Here is a 15,400-nt window from a genome sequence, read left to right on the forward strand (position 1 = left end):
TGGGAGCGCCGGCGGCGGTGCGGCGGTGTGGCGGTTGACCATGTCGTGGATGCTCAGCAGCGGCGAACCGGCCACCACGGGGGCGTCCGTGGAACCGGGCAGGACGACACCCGCGTCGCGGAACGACCGCATCCGGTACGCCAGCCGGGCGCGTTCGGGGCCGAGCGCCGCGAGCAGCCCGTCGCCGATCTCGGACAGGAAGCGGCCCTGGGGAACGGGCACGCGGCCCAGCCCGGCGTCCGGCTGACCTGCTCGTCGCTCGCCACGGCGGCGTGCTCGACCCGGTGGCGGACTTCCGCGCGCGGGTAGCGGCGCTGCGCCTCCTCGTACGCGTCGAGCACCACGTCCAGAGTGGCGTCACCGATGGCGTGCGTCGCGACCTGCCAGCCGCAGCGGTGCGCTTCGAGGATGTACGTGCGCAGTTGTACACGCTCGTACTGGAGCAGGCCGCTGTTGCCCGGGGTGTCGTGGTAGTCGCAGCGCATCGCGGCGCACCGTCCGATGAGCGAGCCGTCGGAGAGGATCTTCGTCGGGCCGATGCGCAGTCACCCGTCGCCGAATCCGGTGCGCAGGTCGAGGTCGAGCCGGGACCCCGGCCACTAAGCCCGCCCCGCGATCCACGGGACGGTCGAAGGGCTGCGCGACTACTGCACGGATCACCTCGCGCTGTTCCCGGGCCTGCGCCGGTAGACCGAGGGCGGTGCGCCCACCCTGCGGGCGAACAGGCGGCTGAAATAGGCCGGGTCGTCATAGCCGACCCGGCGGCCGACGGCTGCGACGGTGAGGTCGGTGGTGGTGAGCAGTGTCCTCGCGCGGGCCATCCGTCTGCGCAGCAGGTACTCGGTGGGGGTGCACCCGGTGGCCGTGCGGACCGCCGCCGTCAGGGCGTCGGGCGAGACGCCGAGCCGGCGGGCGAGGCGGGCCAGGCTGACGGGCCGTCCGTCGTGGTCGTCGAGCAGGGCGACGGCCTGCCGGGCCAGGGACGCCGGGCCGGCCGTCGCGGGCGGCGGCGGGGGAGCGGTCAGCGCGATCAGGCGGTGCAGCAGCGCGGCGGCGGTGACGTCCCGGGAGAGCGAGGCGGGCTCGCGGGCCAGTGTCGTCAACTCGCCGAACGCGTCGGCGAGTTCGGTGCTATCGCCCGGACGGGCGACGGGGCGCGCGGCGCCGAGGCAGCCGAGCTGCTCGTACGCGCGGGCCGCGTGCCCCTCGAAGAGGATCCACCGCTCGGACCAGGAGGCGCCGCCGAGCGGTCCGTAGCTGTGCGGGACGTCCGCGGGCAGGCAGAACAGGCTCCCGGTGCCCACCGGGAGCAGGGGTCCGCAGCCGAGGCGCAGGCTGCCCGTCCCCTCGGTGACGAGCACGGCGGCGTGGTGCGGCAGGACCCGGCCCTCGTGGCGCCGGTTCTGCCCCTCGATCCAGCCGGCGCCGGTGAGGGCGAGCCCGAGATCCGGCACACCGGGTGCCGGGGCCAGATACCAGGAGTGGGGTCGCGGACGCATCGGTGCGGGGTCCTTTCTCGGGGCCCGGTCCAGGGGCGGCGCAAGGATCCCTCAGTAGGTGGGCGCGCGTCCATGGTGCGGCGGGCGAGCCCGGACGCCGGGCAGAGTCCAACTCCCCGCGGGGCGGGTCCATGGCGAGCGGCCGGGGCGAGTGCGCAGCATCGTCGGCATGAACGACAGACCCCGGACGCCGCACACAAGCCAAACGTCCCCCACATCCCCCATATCCCTCACATCCCTCACATCCCTCACGTCCAACGGATACGGTCTCGACCCGGGGCCCGGCCGCCTGGGCCGGCTGGAACCGGTCGACCGCGCGGAACTGGGGGACCGGCAGGCGCTGCGCGCCCGGTACGCCCGCGACGGCTACCTCTTCCTGCGCGGCTTCTTCGCGGCGGAGACCGTCCGCGGCTTCCGGCGGCACTACTTCCGTGCCCTCGCCCCCAGTGGTCTGACGGCCCCCGGCACCGACCCCGCCGACGGCGTCGCGGCCGAACCGTACGACGTCGACCGCGCGCTGTTCCGCACCACGCTGTTCGGCGGGATCGTGCCAGGAGCTGCGTACGCCGAACTGTGCGCCCATCCACGGCTCGTCGCCTTCTACCGCTGGTTCTTCGGGGTGGACGAGGTGCATCTGCATCGACGGAAGATCATCCGGCACAACGTCCCGGGGGAGCAGGGCATCGGTTCGGCGACTCAGGCGCACTACGACCTGGTCTATCTGCGCGAGGGCACCGAGAACGTCCTCTCTTCCTGGATCCCGCTGGGCGACTGCCCCGTGGAGCGCGGCGGCCTGGTCTACCTGGAGGGCAGCCATCACCGCGTGAAGGAGGAGGAGCGCAGCGGCTCCACCCGCCGTCCCGCAGCCTCGCTCACCGCCGATCTGCCGGGTCTCGCCGAGGAGTTCGACTCCCGGTGGCTGATCGCGGACTACGCGGCAGGCGACATGGTCGTGCACTCCCCCTACCTCGTGCACGCGGCGCTCGACAACCGTGACCCGGGCCGTGTCATGCGGCTGTCCACCGACATCCGTTACCAGCCCGCTGCCGAACCCGTCGACGCGCGCTGGCAGCGGCACTGGCACGACCGGGACGGCCTGTGACTTTCGACGCTCGCCTCGACCTGTACGACAGGTGTCGACTGGGTGCTGACGCGCGCGATACCGGTCGGCCGAGCCCCGGGGAACGGACAACGGACGGGCCGGTTCGGCGCCGACGATGAAGGTGGGGGCAGGTGACGTGGCGCGACAGCTGCGGTTACGGTCGGGGGAGTGCTTGGGCAAGCAGGCACGGCGCGGAGCAGACCCGGCAGGGTCCATGGCGGGCGTCGCAGACGGCGAAGGAAGGACAACTGCGGCTCGTGTTCGGCGTGGCCGCACGTGTCTCTCACCCACTTCGCGAAGGGCGATTCCCCATGCACTCCGACAAACATCTGCATCCTCCGGTGCCTGCCCGTGCCGGTGACACCGCCGCACGGGACACGGCCGTGCCGGACGAGAACGCGGTGTGGCCGGCGCAGGAGTTCCTGGCGATCGAGCTGCGGTCGGTACGGGAACGGCTGCGGAGCCTGCACAAGCAGGAGCAGGCCCGTACCCGGGTGGCCCTGGCGCAGGGGCTGCTGATGGGGCGCTATCAGCTGCCCGACGCGGATGCCGCGTTCACGTTGATGCGCGAGGCGTCCCAGCGGTTCAACATCAAGCTTCATCAGATAGCGGCGGCCCTGACCACGGCGAGCGCGCCGCCGTCCGCCACCCGGCAGTGGTTCCCGGGCCGCGGCCAGGCCACGCCACCTTCCCTGCCGGGGCTCGGCGCGGGCCATCTCGACCCGAAGAACCAGGGCCAGGTCCTGAGCGCGGCCCTGGAGCGGGTGATGGATGTCGCCGGCGCCCAGTTCGGCAACGCCCAGCTGCGGGAGGCGGACGTCCTGCGGATGGAGAAGCACCGCGCGCATTCGCAGGCGTTCACCGATTACTTCGCGTTCGTCGAGGACGGCACCTCCTGCCACCGGGCCGCGGAGGCCGCCCGGCAGGTCACGGTGCGGGACGTCGCCGTCACCGAGGTCTTCGACGACGAGACGCGTCAGGTCATCCTGGACAGCGGCAGCCGCGCCGCTCACAGCGTGCCCCTCACCGGCGGTGACGGCATCGTGCGCGGGGTCATCTCCAGCCACCACGCGCGCCCGCTGACGGGTTTTCGGCCGGCACAGCTCGCCGAACTGGAACGGCTCCAGTACGTGGTCGGCGGCTGGCTTCAATGGCACAACCGGACCGTCGTCCTGGACGCCCTGGAGCACGTACATCAGAACGCCTCCCGCACCACCTGAAAGATGCCGAAACGCCCTTGGGGCGGCCCTCGTCGACGAGGGCCGCCCCAAGGGCGTCGGGTGGTGCGGGTCAGTGCTTGCCGATGTCCTTGGTCTTCTCCTTGGCCTGGCGGGCGTCGCCCTTCATCTGCTGGGCGCGACCCTCGGCGGTGAGGCGCTCGTTGCCCACCGTGCGTCCGGCGGCTTCCTTCGCGGCGCCGACGGTCTGCTCGGTCTTCGCCTTGGCCTTCTCGTTGGCGGTCATGTCCGCTCACGCTCCCTTGGCATCGACATCAGTTGCTCCCCCTTCGCGTGGCCCGACGAGCCGCCCGTAAACATGATCGCGTCGAATCGGGTGAAAGACGCGTGGCTCAGCGCGGCAGGAGCGGCCCCAGCGGGCCGAGGTCGATGTTCAGGTCCTCGGGGCGCAGGTCGTAGCGTTCGCGCAGCTCGGCCATCCGGTCCTCGAGCAGCATCAGGGTGAGGCCGACGCGCTCCTCCTGGTCCTCCGTCAGGTCGCCGGTGTCGAAGCGGCGTACGGCCTGGCGTTCCATGAGCTGGCGCAGCAGCTCGATGATGGTGAGGACGAGCTTCATCAGGTCGCGTTCCACGGTGTCGGGCTCGATCTGGATCTGCCCCCGGCGCCTTTCCGTGACGGTGGTCCGCGGCGCCGCACCGCACGCGGCGCACGACCGGTCTTCGTCGGGAGCCTCCGTCGCGTTCCGGTGGTCCGTGTGGTCCGTGTGGTCGTACGTGCTCACAGCAGGTCCTCCCAGGGCGAGGGGACGTTCTCGTTGATCGAACTGATCAGGGCGTTCAGATCGATCCGGACGAGGTCCACGTCCGCGATGCGCAGCGTGACGTCCCCCGCGAGGACGACGCCACCCGCGAGCAGTCGGTCCAGCAGGTCGACGAGTGCGATCTCCCGCCGCTCGACAACGGTCATCGGGCACCGTCCGCCGATGTCGCGTCGGTGCGTTCCTCGGGCGGTGCGCAGAAGGAGTACGCGGCCCAGGGGCCCGTCAGTTCCACCCGCAGGCCGGGCTGTTCGCCCTTGCGCGCGTCGACCATCTCCACGAAGGCCTCCGACGCCGAACGGGCCACCAGAAAGGCGGCGTTGAGGACGTTGCGGCCGGTGGACCGGGCCAGTTCGGAGTTCTGCGGCGGGTGGATGCGCGTGTCGTCGGCGTGCCGCGACAACTGGTCGTACAGGTCCTGGGCGAAGCCCTCCGCCTTGTGCAGGGTCTCCTCGCGTCCCGCCCGTTCGGCACGCCGGCGCCGTAGGTAGTCGCGGCCCGAGCCCGCCGCCAGGGAGCCGGCGGAGGCGCGGTCGGCGGACGCCGCACCGGAAGTGCCGGCCTGCTCCGCCGGGGACTCCTCCACGTAGACCTTCACGCCCCATTCGACGCGTTCGCGAAGCCGCGCCAGGGATGCCCGGAGGGAGTCGGCTTCCGCCTCCAGCATGGCGCGTACGCCGCTGTCGTCGTGGAACACCGTGGCCAGGCGCAGTGGCAGGGGGCTGGTCACCGAGGTCAGGGCGGCGATCACCGTCTGATGGGCGCGGGCGGTCTCGGAGAGCCAGTCGAGGTTCTCCAGGTTCCGGCGCAGGGTGCTCTCGGAGAACTCCCCGGCCGGGACGTGGCTCACGACCGCGGTCAGCCCCGCGTGCCGGATCAGCCGGGGGACGGCCCCCGCGACGCCCGTCGGCAGCTCCGGGAGCGGGGCGTCGAGGGGGCCGCAGACCGCGTAGACGTAACGCAGCTCAGTGGTCATGGCGCGGCTCTCTCTCGCGGGCCGTGTCGAGTGACTCGGGAACGCCTCTCGCTTCCAGGGCGGCGAGTCGCTCCTTCAACTCGGCGTTCTCCCGGGCGAGTTCCTTGCTCCGGGCGCCGGAGGACAGTGCCGGGTCGTGCTCCCACCAGTCAATGCCCATCTCCTTCGCCTTGTCGACCGAGGCGACGATCAGACGCAGTTTGATGGTGAGCAGTTCGATGTCGAGCAGGTTGATCTTGATGTCGCCGGCGATCACGATGCCCTTGTCGAGGACGCGCTCCAGGATGTCGGCGAGGTTGGCCCCCGAACTCCCGCCGCCGAGAGGGGAATCGGGAAAGCTGCTTGCGGTTCCCATCAGCGGCTCCTCGCGCCCGCGTGCGCCGACCGCTCACGCCGGTCAGCGGGGACGTCTTCGTCTTCGTACTCGTCCTCGTACTCGTCCTCGTGATCCGCAGGCGCTTCGTCGTCGTACTCGTCCTCGAACTCGTCGTCGGCGTACTCCTCGGCCGCGTCGTCTGCGCCGTCCTCATCGACGTCGTCGGCCGGAGCGTCCTCGTCGAGGTACTCGTCATCGAGGCCCTCTTCGTCCGCGAAGCCGTCCTCGGGGTCCTCCGGCTGGTTCCGGGGCTCCTCGTCCGTGTAGTCGTCGTCCTCGTCGAACGCCTCGCCGTCCGTCTCTCCGTCCGCCGTGCTCTCGGACGTCTGGTCGGCGTTCTCCGCTTCCTCCTCCTCGGCCACCGCGTCGTCGTGGCTGCGGACGACCTCGCCGTCGCGTATCTCGCCGCGCCAGCCATCACTCGCCTCGCCCTTGATGGAGAGGAAGCGCGCGAAGTGCTTGAGGTCGAGGCGGGCGCGACGGCCCTGGGCCCGCCAGATGTTGCCGGTCTTCTCGAAGAGCCCCTTGGGGTAGTACTCGATGATCAGCAGCACCCGGGTGAGGCGCTCGCCCAGCTCGTGGAAGGTGACGACACCCTTCGTGGTGCCCTTGGCGCCTTCGGAGGTCCAGCAGATGCGCTGGTCCGGGACCTGCTCGGTGGTGTGCGCCTTCCAGCTGCGGCTCGACCAGAAGATCTTCATCTGCCAGTCGGAGGTCACGTCGTCGGCACGGTTGGCGTTCTTGACGCCCCGCGCGAACGTGGAGAACTCCTGGTACTGAGTCCACTGGTCGTACGCGGTACGGACATCGACACCGACGTCGATGCTCTCCAGGATCACCGTCGGCTTCTGGCCGCTGCCCGACTTGGACTTGCCCTTGCCGGACTTCCCGCCCTTGCCGAAGAGGCCCTTGACCCCCTCGGTCAGGTTGTCCTTGAGGTGGCCGGCGCCCGCCTCGACGGCCGAGCGCACCGGCCCCTTGCCCTCGGCGAGCTTCCGGCCGCTCTCCAGAGCGAGCCGGGTGAAACCGGGGCTGTTGCCCTCGGCGATGTCGTTGAGCCTGCTGGTGGTCCGGCCCAGCTTGTGGCCCGCGCCGGTGAGCAGCCGGGTCGCCTGCGCGGTGAGGTAGTCCTGCGCCTCGGCCTTGAGCCGGTCGGCGGCCTCGCTCCTGGCCAGCTCCTTGAGCGGGTTGACCGCTGGTGTGTCAGCCATTGCCGCGAGCTCCCTTCGCGTCACCGCGCGGAGCGCGCCGCGCGGCTCCCGAGGACTTCTTCGCCGCGGACGACGACGTCTTCTCGGCCGTGCCCTGTGCGCGTTTGCGCGGCGCGGCCCCGCGCTCGCCCGACGCGGTGGACTTCCGTGCCGGGGCTCGCTTGCGCGGTGCCGGCCGGTCGGTGTCCTGCCCGCCGCCGTCGGCGTCCCGGCTGTCGTGGCTGCCCTCGTCCCGGTCGTCGCGGTCGTCCCGGGTGTCCCGGTCGTCCCCGTTCCGCGAGGTGCGTCCGGTGACCTTGCCGCTCCGTCCGCCCGTGGCCTTGTCCGCCGTCTCCTCTGCGTCCTCGGCGCCGGGCGCCACGCCCGCGATGCGGTCACGGACGCCGGCCGTGCTGTTGTGCAGCCGACCGGCCAGGCCCTCCATCTGCCGTTCGAGGATCGCCCCGGTGGCGGCCTTGCCCATCCCTCGGAAGTCCTGGCGCAGCTGGTCGCCGATCTCCTTGAACTGCGGGTTGTTCTCCAGCTGGGTGCGGGCCATGTCGAGGACCGCCGTAGGGCTCAGCTGCAGCTTCTTGCCGGCGACCATCGTGCCCACCGCGAAGGCGAGCTTCATCTTCTTGGTGCGCCCCAGGAGGTATCCGGCCCCTACGGCGAGGCCGAGTGCTGCTCGGTTCATGGTGTGCTGTCCGTTCCCGTGCGTCGTACGACGTCACGTGCCTGTCTGTCCGGTGGTGCCGGTCTGTCTGGTACGGGCGCCCTCCAGCCGGTCGAGGAGTTCGTCCTCGCGCCGGTCGAACGTCTCCTCGTCGATGTCGCCCGCTTCCAACTCCTTCTCCAGTGCGGCCAGTTGGGCCTGGATGGCCGACGGGTCGTAGTACTGGCGCTCCGCGTCCGCGACCACTTGGTCGAGGACCCAGATGGAACCCCGGACCGGAGCGAGCGGGAGCAGGAGGATCTCGCTCAGCAGCCCCATGGCGCGCTCATCCGGCGGCCGAGGCGGCCGGGGCGGGTTCCACGAAGCTGTAGGGCGGAAGGGGCCCGTTCACGCTGAAGACAACGTGCGGGTGTGCCTGCCGCAGCTCCTCGATCGCCTGCAAGAGGTGCTCGGACGTGCCGCGGTCCACCAGGAAGGACACGTTGGTGATCCAGCCGGTGCCGGCCGGGCCGGGGCTGACGTCTTGCGCGTGCGGTTCCAGGGCGCGGCGCACCATGTCGGCGTCCTGCGCCTCGCGGTGCTGCACGGCCGTCGCGACCGCTTCGCCGAGGCGCAGCTTGTCCTCGTGACTGCCGCCTCCCGCCGCGCGGTTGTGCTCCACCTGCGCGCGGACCTCGGGGCGCTCCGTCATCACCAGGCGCAGCACGGCGTCCTCGTCGTGCTGGACCTTGACGTTGTACTCGACGCGGTCGTGCAGGGCTTCCAGGCGTTCGAGGTAGTGGGCGGCGCGCTCCTCGAGGGCGGTCGCGACGGCCTGGTCGTCGTCGGCGACGCTGCCGAAGCGCATGGGCAGCACGGTGCCGCCGCCACCGGCCTCGGACAGAACGTTCTGGTGGGCGAGGAGATCCCGGCGCTTGGGCCGCAGGTTCTCGGGGGCGTCGCTGACGATCGCGGCGAGACCACCGCCCGTCACCGTGCGGACGGGGAGCGCGGGCTTCCCGACTCCCCCCATGCCGTCGGGCAGGCCGGGGTGACCGGCGTCGGCTATTCCGTAGACGTACGTGCTCATGCCTGCTACTCCTTCTCTTCCTTGCGGCTCGCCGAGGCGCGGCGCTGGCGCGGCCGGGACTCGCTCTTGCTCCCCTCGTCACGGGCCTGGCTGAAGGCGTCGGATATGGTCTCCGCCGCGCCGGACAGCGCCCCCTTGGTCTTGCCGCGCGCGCCGGACTCCATCGAGTCCCCGACGATGTCCGTCAGGTTGGACGGCTTCTTGCTGCCGGTCTCCAGGTCGAGACGGTTGCAGGCCTCGGCGAAGCGCAGATAGGTGTCCACGCTGGCGACGACGACGCGGACGTCGATCTTCAGGATCTCGATGCCGACCAGGGACACGCGGATGAAGGCGTCGATGACGAGTCCCCGGTCCAGGACCAGTTCCAGGACGTCGTAGAGGCCACTGGTGCCTCCACCGCCTCCACCGCCTGCACCGCCTTGTGTCGTTGCCACGGTCATGGGAGTTCCTTCCCTTCGTGCGCTGGGCGACCGCGGGCGTGCTCCGCTGGACGCGGTGCACTCGCGATCGGTGGGTCTTCGGGCGCCGGCATGCCTTGGCGAGCGGGCCGGTCAGCCGCGCTCGTCGGAGCGGCCGCGCTCGTAACGCCTGACTCTTCGGTAGTCGGTGAGCATGGCGTCGCTGTCGAGGGTGACCTCGTAGCTCGCCAGCAAACTCATGGTGTCGGGGACCCGGGAGAGTTCCAGGACCTCGACCTCCAGCCGCCATCCGCCGTCGTCGGTCGCGCTGAACGAGGACACCGCGTCGACCGTCCTGCCGGTGAGCTCGGCCAGTTGCTCGCGCCCTTCGCGGATCGCCTCGGCAGGGCGAAGCTTCTTCGGGCGCCGGGGCGTGGCCGCTTTCGTGTCTGGGTCGGCGCTCTTGCTCTGTTGGGGTGGCGCCTTTCGTGGGCGCCCGGAATGCGTGTCCGTCATGTGTACCTCCCGTGTGCCTCTCGCCCCATCTGCCCGTGAATTCGTCCCCAAACCTGAGACGTGACCGGTCGCTCGGCCCGGACGGCGTGTGTCGATGCCCACTGTTTGTCCACGTCTGCTGTGGTTACCGGGTGCGGCCGGGCCTTGATCCGACCGCGGGCCTCGGTACGGAGACCGGCGACGGACACCAGCTACGGAAAGGACATGCGTTGCGCGCGGTGGAGCGGGTTCACAACGGGAGAGCGTGGATGGCGCGGGCGTGGGGCACCCCGGGGCACGAGCGCCATGCGGTGCTTCTGATCGGCAAATCCGTGCTGGCGTCCACCCTCAGCTGGTGGATCGCCCACGCCGTGCTCGATGCCACGTCGCCCGCGTTCGCGCCCTTCTCCGCCGTACTGACGATGAACGCGACGATCTCGAAGTCGGTGTGGCAGACGCTGCGCTACATCACCGCGGTCATCGTCGGGGTGGCGGTGCAAGCGGCGATCAGCTTCGTCGCGGGCCCGGACCTGATCGCGTTCGTCCTGGTCGCCGTGATCGCCTTGAGTCTGGGCCAGTGGCAGGCGCTGGGGGAGCAGCGGTCGCAGGTCGCCACGGCCGCGTTCTTCGCCTTCTCCACCTACGCCGCCGCCACCTCGAATGCCGACCGGGTCACCCAGCTCGGTCAGATCGTCCTGCTGGTGCTCCTCGGCTGTGGCATCGGCCTGATCGTGAATCTCGGCCTCGCTCCTCCGCTGCGGTACCGCAGCGCCGAGCAGGGGCTGCACGTCCTGGCCGCGGAGATGGAGACGCTGCTGGACGACATGGCCGACGGCCTGTGCAGCGGAGACGTGAACGCCGAACGCGCCGACCGGTGGGTCGCGGCCGGTGAACGCGTGCAGGCCGCGGTCGGCCAGGCCCGGGCCGGGCTGGAGACGGCGGAGAACAGCCTGCCCTTCAACCCCCGCCGCCTGCTGCCCGTCCACCGCGGCCACCTCACCTTCGGCCGCTACCGGCAGACGCTGAGCGCCATGGAACGCGCGGTCTACCAGCTGGCGTCCCTCACCCGCAGTCTGGGCCGCTGGCGCGAGAGCGAGGACACCTACACGTACGGCCCGGCCCTGAAGTCCTACGCAGATTTCGCCGCCTGCCTGCGTGACATCGCGCACGTCCTCGCCGAGGTCGACAGCGACACCCTCGCGGACCAGGCCGAGGAGATGTGCAAGCTCGCCACCATCGCCCAGGAGGCGCTGCGGAAAGTACTGGACACCGCCGACGAGCACCGGCTGCCGCTGGCCGACGCCGGCCGCCCGTACGGCGTCCTGATCGTGGAGGCCACCCGCCTGATGGAGGAGTTCCAGAACACCTGCGATGTCCTCCAGGACACCGCGAGTCGATGAGCGGCCCCGCGACAGGTGTGCCTCGGCTGTCCCGCGCGGTTCCTCCGGTCCCGGCGTGAGGCTCGGGAGGTCGAGCAGCCGTCGGTCTCGCGCTGATCGCCGCACGCTCTCCACCGGTCCGCGACACGATCAGGCTCCTCTGCGTCGGCCACCTGATCCACCTGGGAGCACGGGCGGTACGCGCCGCTCGGCGGGCCGCCCGGGAGCGTGCGCCGGCTTCCTCGGTCTCCTGGACGTCCTGGCCGGGATCGTCTGTTGGTCCGCGCCGGCCGCGGTCGCCGCCCGGCGGCGCACCAGGTTCGCCCGTGCGCCGGGCCGTGCAACCGGGCCCCGTGCAGAGCGCCGTTCCGGGCCCCCTACACTCACTTGGTAGATACAAGCAATAAAAGGTGAGCGGAAGAGGGGGGCGGGCAATGGGCAAGGGGACGGTCCATGACCGCGAAGCGGTACAGAGCAGGGCGATAGCAGACAGCGGGGTCGCCAGTGCCGAGGAGGCCGGGGCAGGGCTGGGGAACCAGATCGTGCGCTTCACCCGGCTGGTCGCGGCACGCAGGCACCAGACCAAGCTGGAGCAGGGCGCCGGTGAGCGCGTCCTGCTGGCCCGGCTCGTACGGGACGGGGAACGGCGGGCGACCGATCTGGCCGCCGACACCTTCCTCGACCTGTCCACGGTCAGCCGTCAGGTGCGCTCCATGGTGGAGCGCGGCCTGATCGAGCGCCGGCCCGACCCGGAGGACCGGCGCGGCACGCTGCTGTACGCGACCGAGTCCGGCAGAGCGGTGTACGAGAAGTACCGGCAGCAGCGCGACGCGCAACTGGCGGAACTGCTCGGACCCTGGCCCCCCGAGGACCGTTATCAGCTGATCAGGCTGATGACACGCCTCAACGACGACCTCGTAGAGCATCAACACAACCGCCACGGCGAGGGAACTCACCCCGCGGCCGTGGCGCAGCAGGGAGCAAGCACGTATGAGTGAGGCCGTGTCGGCACCGCGCCGAGACACCGAGCCGCCCGCCGGGGAGACCACCCGGCGGACCCATAAGAAGACCACCGGGACGAGCGAGGCGATACCCGCCGCTCCGGGCGGTGGCGGCGGCCTGAGCCACCGTCAGATCCTGACCATCCTGAGCGGTCTGATGCTGGGCATGTTCCTGGCCGCCCTCGACCAGACGATCGTCTCCACCTCGATCCGCACCATCGCGGACGACCTCAACGGTCTGAGCCAGCAGGCATGGGCGACGACCGCGTACCTGATCACGTCGACGATCGCGACGCCGCTCTACGGCAAGCTGTCCGACCTGCACGGTCGCAAGCCCTACTTCCTGGGCGCGATCAGCATCTTCATCGCAGGTTCGGCGCTGTGCACGTTCTCGACGTCGATGACCGAACTGGCCGCCTTCCGCGCCGTGCAGGGCATCGGCGCCGGCGGTCTGATGTCCCTCGCGCTGGCGATCATCGGCGACATCGTGCCGCCCCGCGAACGGGCCCGCTACCAGGGCTACATGCTCGCCACCTTCGCGACCTCCAGCGTCGCGGGACCGCTCATCGGCGGGTTCCTCGCCGGGCAGGACAGCATCCTGGGCGTCGTCGGCTGGCGCTGGGTGTTCCTCGTGAACGTGCCGATCGGCATCATCGCCCTGTTCGTCGTCGCCAAGGTGCTCAACATCCCGCACACCCGCCGCGACCGCCGCATCGACTGGTGGGGCGCGTTCACCATCGCGCTCGGCGTCGTGCCGCTGCTCCTGGTGGCCGAGCAGGGCCGCGAGTGGGGCTGGGACTCCTCGAAGTCCCTCGCCTGCTACGGCATCGGCGTGGTCGGCATCATCGCCTGGATCCTCGTCGAGCGGCGGATGGGTGACGACGCGCTGATCCCGATGCGCCTGTTCCGCAACGCGACCTTCAGCAAGACCAGCCTGCTGTCCGTCCTCATCGGCGCGGGCATGTTCGGCGGGATGCTCATGATCCCGCAGTACCTGCAGATCGTGAAGGGCGCCAGCCCCACCAAGTCCGGCCTCGAGATGCTGCCGCTGATGCTCGGCATGATCATCGCGTCCATCGTCTCCGGCCAGATCACCGCGAAGACCGGCCGCTACAAGATCTTCCCGACCATCGGCACCGTCCTCATGGTCGCGGCGCTGCTGCTCTTCCACTTCAAGGTCCAGTGGGACACCCCGCTGTGGGAGAGCATGGTCTACATGCTCCTCTTCGGCCTCGGCCTCGGCGGCTGCATGCAGACCCTGGTGCTCGCCGTGCAGAACGCCGTGCCGCCGCAGGACATGGGTGTGGCGACCGCGTCGTCCACGTTCTTCCGGCAGATGGGCGCCACCGCCGGTACGGCCATCTTCCTGTCGGTGCTCTTCTCGAACGTCGGCGACAAGATCTCCTCGGCGTTCAGGTCGGCCGCCGGGACGCCCCAGTTCCAGGCCGCGCTGCACGACCCGTCGGTCCTGTCCGACCCGGCCAACAAGCCGGTCCTCGACATGGTCAAGAACCCGGGTGCGGGCGGCGGTGGCTCCGATGTCCTGAGCGACTCCTCCTTCATCCAGCAGCTCGACCCGCGCCTGTCGGAGCCCTTCAAGCAGGGCTTCGCCGACTCCATGCACGTGGTCTTCCTGATCGCGGCGGGCGTGATCGCGATCGCGTTCCTCATGGTCCTGTGGACCAAGGAGGTTCCGCTGCGCAAGGTGTCGGGGCTGGAGGCACGCGCCGCCGCGGAGGGGAACGGCACGGCCGCCGAGACTCCCGTGCCGGAGACCTCCGAGATCGTGGACACGGCGGAAGCGGTCGAGGCGGCCCCGGTCGCCTCGCTCACCACGGCCCTCGCGGAGGATCCCGCCGCGGGCGTCCGCGGCCACATCCGTGACGCCGCGGGTTCCGCGGTGGCCGGAGCCGTGGTCACCCTGATCGACCTGCGCGGCAGCCAGCTCGGCCGGACGACGACGGGGACGGACGGCCGGTACGCGGTCGCCGTGCCCGCCGAGGGAACGTACGTCCTGATCGCCTCCGGCGGCGCCCGTCAGCCGCAGGCGACCACCATCACGGTGGCCGGCGGGCCGGTCGACTTCGACCTGGTGCTCTCGGGCGCGGCCGGCCTGTCCGGCACCGTCCTGGCCGCCCCCGACGACCGGCCGCTGCCCGGCGCCCTGGTGATCGCCACGGACGTACGCGGCGAGGTCGTCGCCTCCGGAACCGCCGACCACGCGGGCGACTTCGGCTTCGCCGACCTCGTCCCCGGCGGCTACACCCTCGCGGTCAGCGCCACCGGGCACCGTCCGGCGGCCCTGCCGGTCGAGGTCGCGGGCGGCGCCGCCAACCGCTACGAGGTCCGCCTCGACCTCGGTGCCCACGTCCACGGCACCGTGCGCAACCGCGCGGGCGAGCCGGTGGCCGACGCCCGGGTCACGATCCTCGACACGGCGGGCAACACCGTGGCCACCACGGTCACCGGCGCGGACGGCGTCTACGGGTTCAACGACCTCGACTCCGGCGACTACACCGTCATCGCCAGCGGATACGCGCCCCACGCGATGCCGCTGCAGGTGTCGGGCGAGGGCAAGAGCGACGCGGACATGAACCTGGGCCACTGAGCCCTGGCCGGTCCTTCTGGAAGGGCGTGGCGCGGTACGCACGTACCGCGCCACGCCCTTTTTTGCGCGCCGGCAACCGTGGGCCTGGCCGGCACGCGCGACGGGTGGCTGTCACATGGGCCAGAACTGTGCCATGTACTGCCCGACGCCATGAGGCACACCCGACGCGGCCAGTTCGCGCACCCGGTCCCTGCCGCGTGCCAGGACCCGGACGCGCCACCTTCTGTCGGGCAAACCGAGATCGACTTCTCCCTCGGTCATGGCGGCATAGGTCCACAGCCGCAGCCTTCCGGAGGGGGGAGTCGATCCGGGTCTCCGCTCGTTCGTCCCACGGGTCGGTGGGCGGCGGTGGTTGCTCGGCCCACACTTCGGTGCGGAAGTCCGCCGTGTGGGTATGGCCCGCGCTGTGGATCACGATCCGTGCGCCGTCCGAGGTGCCGAAGGGCACATCAAGCGCGGGCTCGTCGTCGAACTCCGCCGCGACCATGCAGGGGGCGATCGGAGCCGCCTCCGCGACGCGCGCGACGCGGCCGGGTGGCGCAGGGATTTGTCGCTCTTCATGCAAAAGTCGGCCGGATGAAGCGAACCACCCGGATGAAGAGAACGGCCCGAACGTTGGGAACCGGGGGGACGGC

17 protein-coding genes and 2 pseudogenes are annotated in these 15,400 nt (G+C 70.9%); 5 read left to right on the forward strand and 14 right to left on the reverse strand.

Annotated features, from left to right (window positions below):
• The 3 genes and pseudogenes from B072_RS49325 to B072_RS0124205 all read right to left on the reverse strand — a co-directional run.
• Positions 1-222, reverse strand: a pseudogene (locus B072_RS49325) (amidohydrolase); the annotation flags it as partial.
• Positions 223-293: 71 nt separating this feature from the next.
• Positions 294-485, reverse strand: a pseudogene (locus B072_RS49330) (amidohydrolase family protein); the annotation flags it as partial.
• A gap of 171 nt (positions 486-656) precedes the next feature.
• Positions 657-1,499, reverse strand: coding sequence for a helix-turn-helix transcriptional regulator (locus B072_RS0124205; protein ID WP_018532568.1), 843 nt, complete (start codon positions 1,497-1,499; stop codon positions 657-659).
• 169 nt (positions 1,500-1,668) lie between these two features.
• On the opposite strand from B072_RS0124205, the gene B072_RS0124210 reads away from it, so the two are divergent.
• Both B072_RS0124210 and B072_RS43945 read left to right on the forward strand, forming a co-directional pair.
• Complete coding sequence (locus tag B072_RS0124210; protein ID WP_106432933.1) at positions 1,669-2,601, forward strand: phytanoyl-CoA dioxygenase family protein; 933 nt, start codon at positions 1,669-1,671, stop codon at positions 2,599-2,601.
• A gap of 311 nt (positions 2,602-2,912) precedes the next feature.
• Positions 2,913-3,821, forward strand: coding sequence for an ANTAR domain-containing protein (locus B072_RS43945; protein ID WP_018532570.1), 909 nt, complete (start codon positions 2,913-2,915; stop codon positions 3,819-3,821).
• A 70-nt stretch (positions 3,822-3,891) separates the two neighbouring features.
• On the opposite strand, the gene B072_RS46775 is transcribed toward B072_RS43945, so the two are convergent.
• The 11 genes from B072_RS46775 to B072_RS0124270 all read right to left on the reverse strand — a co-directional run bounded on the left by B072_RS46775 (position 3,892) and on the right by B072_RS0124270 (position 9,798).
• The gene (locus B072_RS46775; RefSeq protein ID WP_018532571.1) at positions 3,892-4,065 is read right to left on the reverse strand and encodes a CsbD family protein; all 174 of its coding nucleotides are present in this window, start codon (positions 4,063-4,065) and stop codon (positions 3,892-3,894) included.
• Between the two features lie 106 nt (positions 4,066-4,171).
• The gene (locus tag B072_RS0124225; RefSeq protein ID WP_026246237.1) at positions 4,172-4,432 is read right to left on the reverse strand and encodes a gas vesicle protein K; all 261 of its coding nucleotides are present in this window, start codon (positions 4,430-4,432) and stop codon (positions 4,172-4,174) included.
• 125 nt (positions 4,433-4,557) lie between these two features.
• Positions 4,558-4,746 (reverse strand): gas vesicle protein, encoded by a 189-nt coding sequence (locus B072_RS0124230; RefSeq protein WP_018532573.1) that lies wholly within the window; start codon positions 4,744-4,746, stop codon positions 4,558-4,560.
• Entirely contained in the window at positions 4,743-5,573 is an 831-nt protein-coding gene (locus B072_RS0124235) for a GvpL/GvpF family gas vesicle protein (protein ID WP_018532574.1), read from the reverse strand. The genes B072_RS0124230 and B072_RS0124235 overlap by 4 nt, the downstream gene beginning before the upstream one ends.
• Complete coding sequence (locus B072_RS0124240; RefSeq protein ID WP_018532575.1) at positions 5,563-5,928, reverse strand: gas vesicle protein; 366 nt, start codon at positions 5,926-5,928, stop codon at positions 5,563-5,565. The genes B072_RS0124235 and B072_RS0124240 overlap by 11 nt, the downstream gene beginning before the upstream one ends.
• A complete protein-coding gene (locus B072_RS0124245; RefSeq protein WP_018532576.1) occupies positions 5,928-7,160 on the reverse strand; it encodes an SRPBCC family protein in 1,233 nt (410 codons plus the stop codon). The genes B072_RS0124240 and B072_RS0124245 overlap by 1 nt, the downstream gene beginning before the upstream one ends.
• Positions 7,153-7,836, reverse strand: a complete 684-nt coding sequence (locus B072_RS0124250) for a hypothetical protein (protein WP_018532577.1) — start codon at positions 7,834-7,836, stop codon at positions 7,153-7,155. The genes B072_RS0124245 and B072_RS0124250 overlap by 8 nt, the downstream gene beginning before the upstream one ends.
• A gap of 33 nt (positions 7,837-7,869) precedes the next feature.
• A complete protein-coding gene (locus tag B072_RS0124255) occupies positions 7,870-8,133 on the reverse strand; it encodes a gas vesicle protein GvpG (protein ID WP_018532578.1) in 264 nt (87 codons plus the stop codon).
• Between the two features lie 7 nt (positions 8,134-8,140).
• Positions 8,141-8,884 (reverse strand): GvpL/GvpF family gas vesicle protein, encoded by a 744-nt coding sequence (locus B072_RS0124260; RefSeq protein ID WP_018532579.1) that lies wholly within the window; start codon positions 8,882-8,884, stop codon positions 8,141-8,143.
• Positions 8,885-8,889: 5 nt separating this feature from the next.
• Positions 8,890-9,324, reverse strand: a complete 435-nt coding sequence (locus B072_RS0124265; protein ID WP_018532580.1) for a gas vesicle structural protein GvpA — start codon at positions 9,322-9,324, stop codon at positions 8,890-8,892.
• A 111-nt stretch (positions 9,325-9,435) separates the two neighbouring features.
• Entirely contained in the window at positions 9,436-9,798 is a 363-nt protein-coding gene (locus B072_RS0124270) for a gas vesicle protein (protein WP_018532581.1), read from the reverse strand.
• 248 nt (positions 9,799-10,046) lie between these two features.
• On the opposite strand from B072_RS0124270, the gene B072_RS43950 reads away from it, so the two are divergent.
• The 3 genes from B072_RS43950 to B072_RS0124285 all read left to right on the forward strand — a co-directional run bounded on the left by B072_RS43950 (position 10,047) and on the right by B072_RS0124285 (position 14,765).
• Positions 10,047-11,177: an FUSC family protein gene (locus tag B072_RS43950; RefSeq protein ID WP_018532582.1), complete on the forward strand. Its 1,131-nt coding sequence runs from the start codon at positions 10,047-10,049 to the stop codon at positions 11,175-11,177.
• Between the two features lie 413 nt (positions 11,178-11,590).
• Positions 11,591-12,154, forward strand: coding sequence for a MarR family winged helix-turn-helix transcriptional regulator (locus B072_RS0124280; protein WP_026246238.1), 564 nt, complete (start codon positions 11,591-11,593; stop codon positions 12,152-12,154).
• Positions 12,147-14,765 (forward strand): MFS transporter, encoded by a 2,619-nt coding sequence (locus B072_RS0124285; protein ID WP_018532584.1) that lies wholly within the window; start codon positions 12,147-12,149, stop codon positions 14,763-14,765. The genes B072_RS0124280 and B072_RS0124285 overlap by 8 nt, the downstream gene beginning before the upstream one ends.
• Positions 14,766-15,400 lie beyond the last annotated feature (635 nt).

It is taken from the genome of Streptomyces sp. HmicA12, assembly GCF_000373565.1.
Lineage (GTDB): Bacteria > Actinomycetota > Actinomycetes > Streptomycetales > Streptomycetaceae > Streptomyces.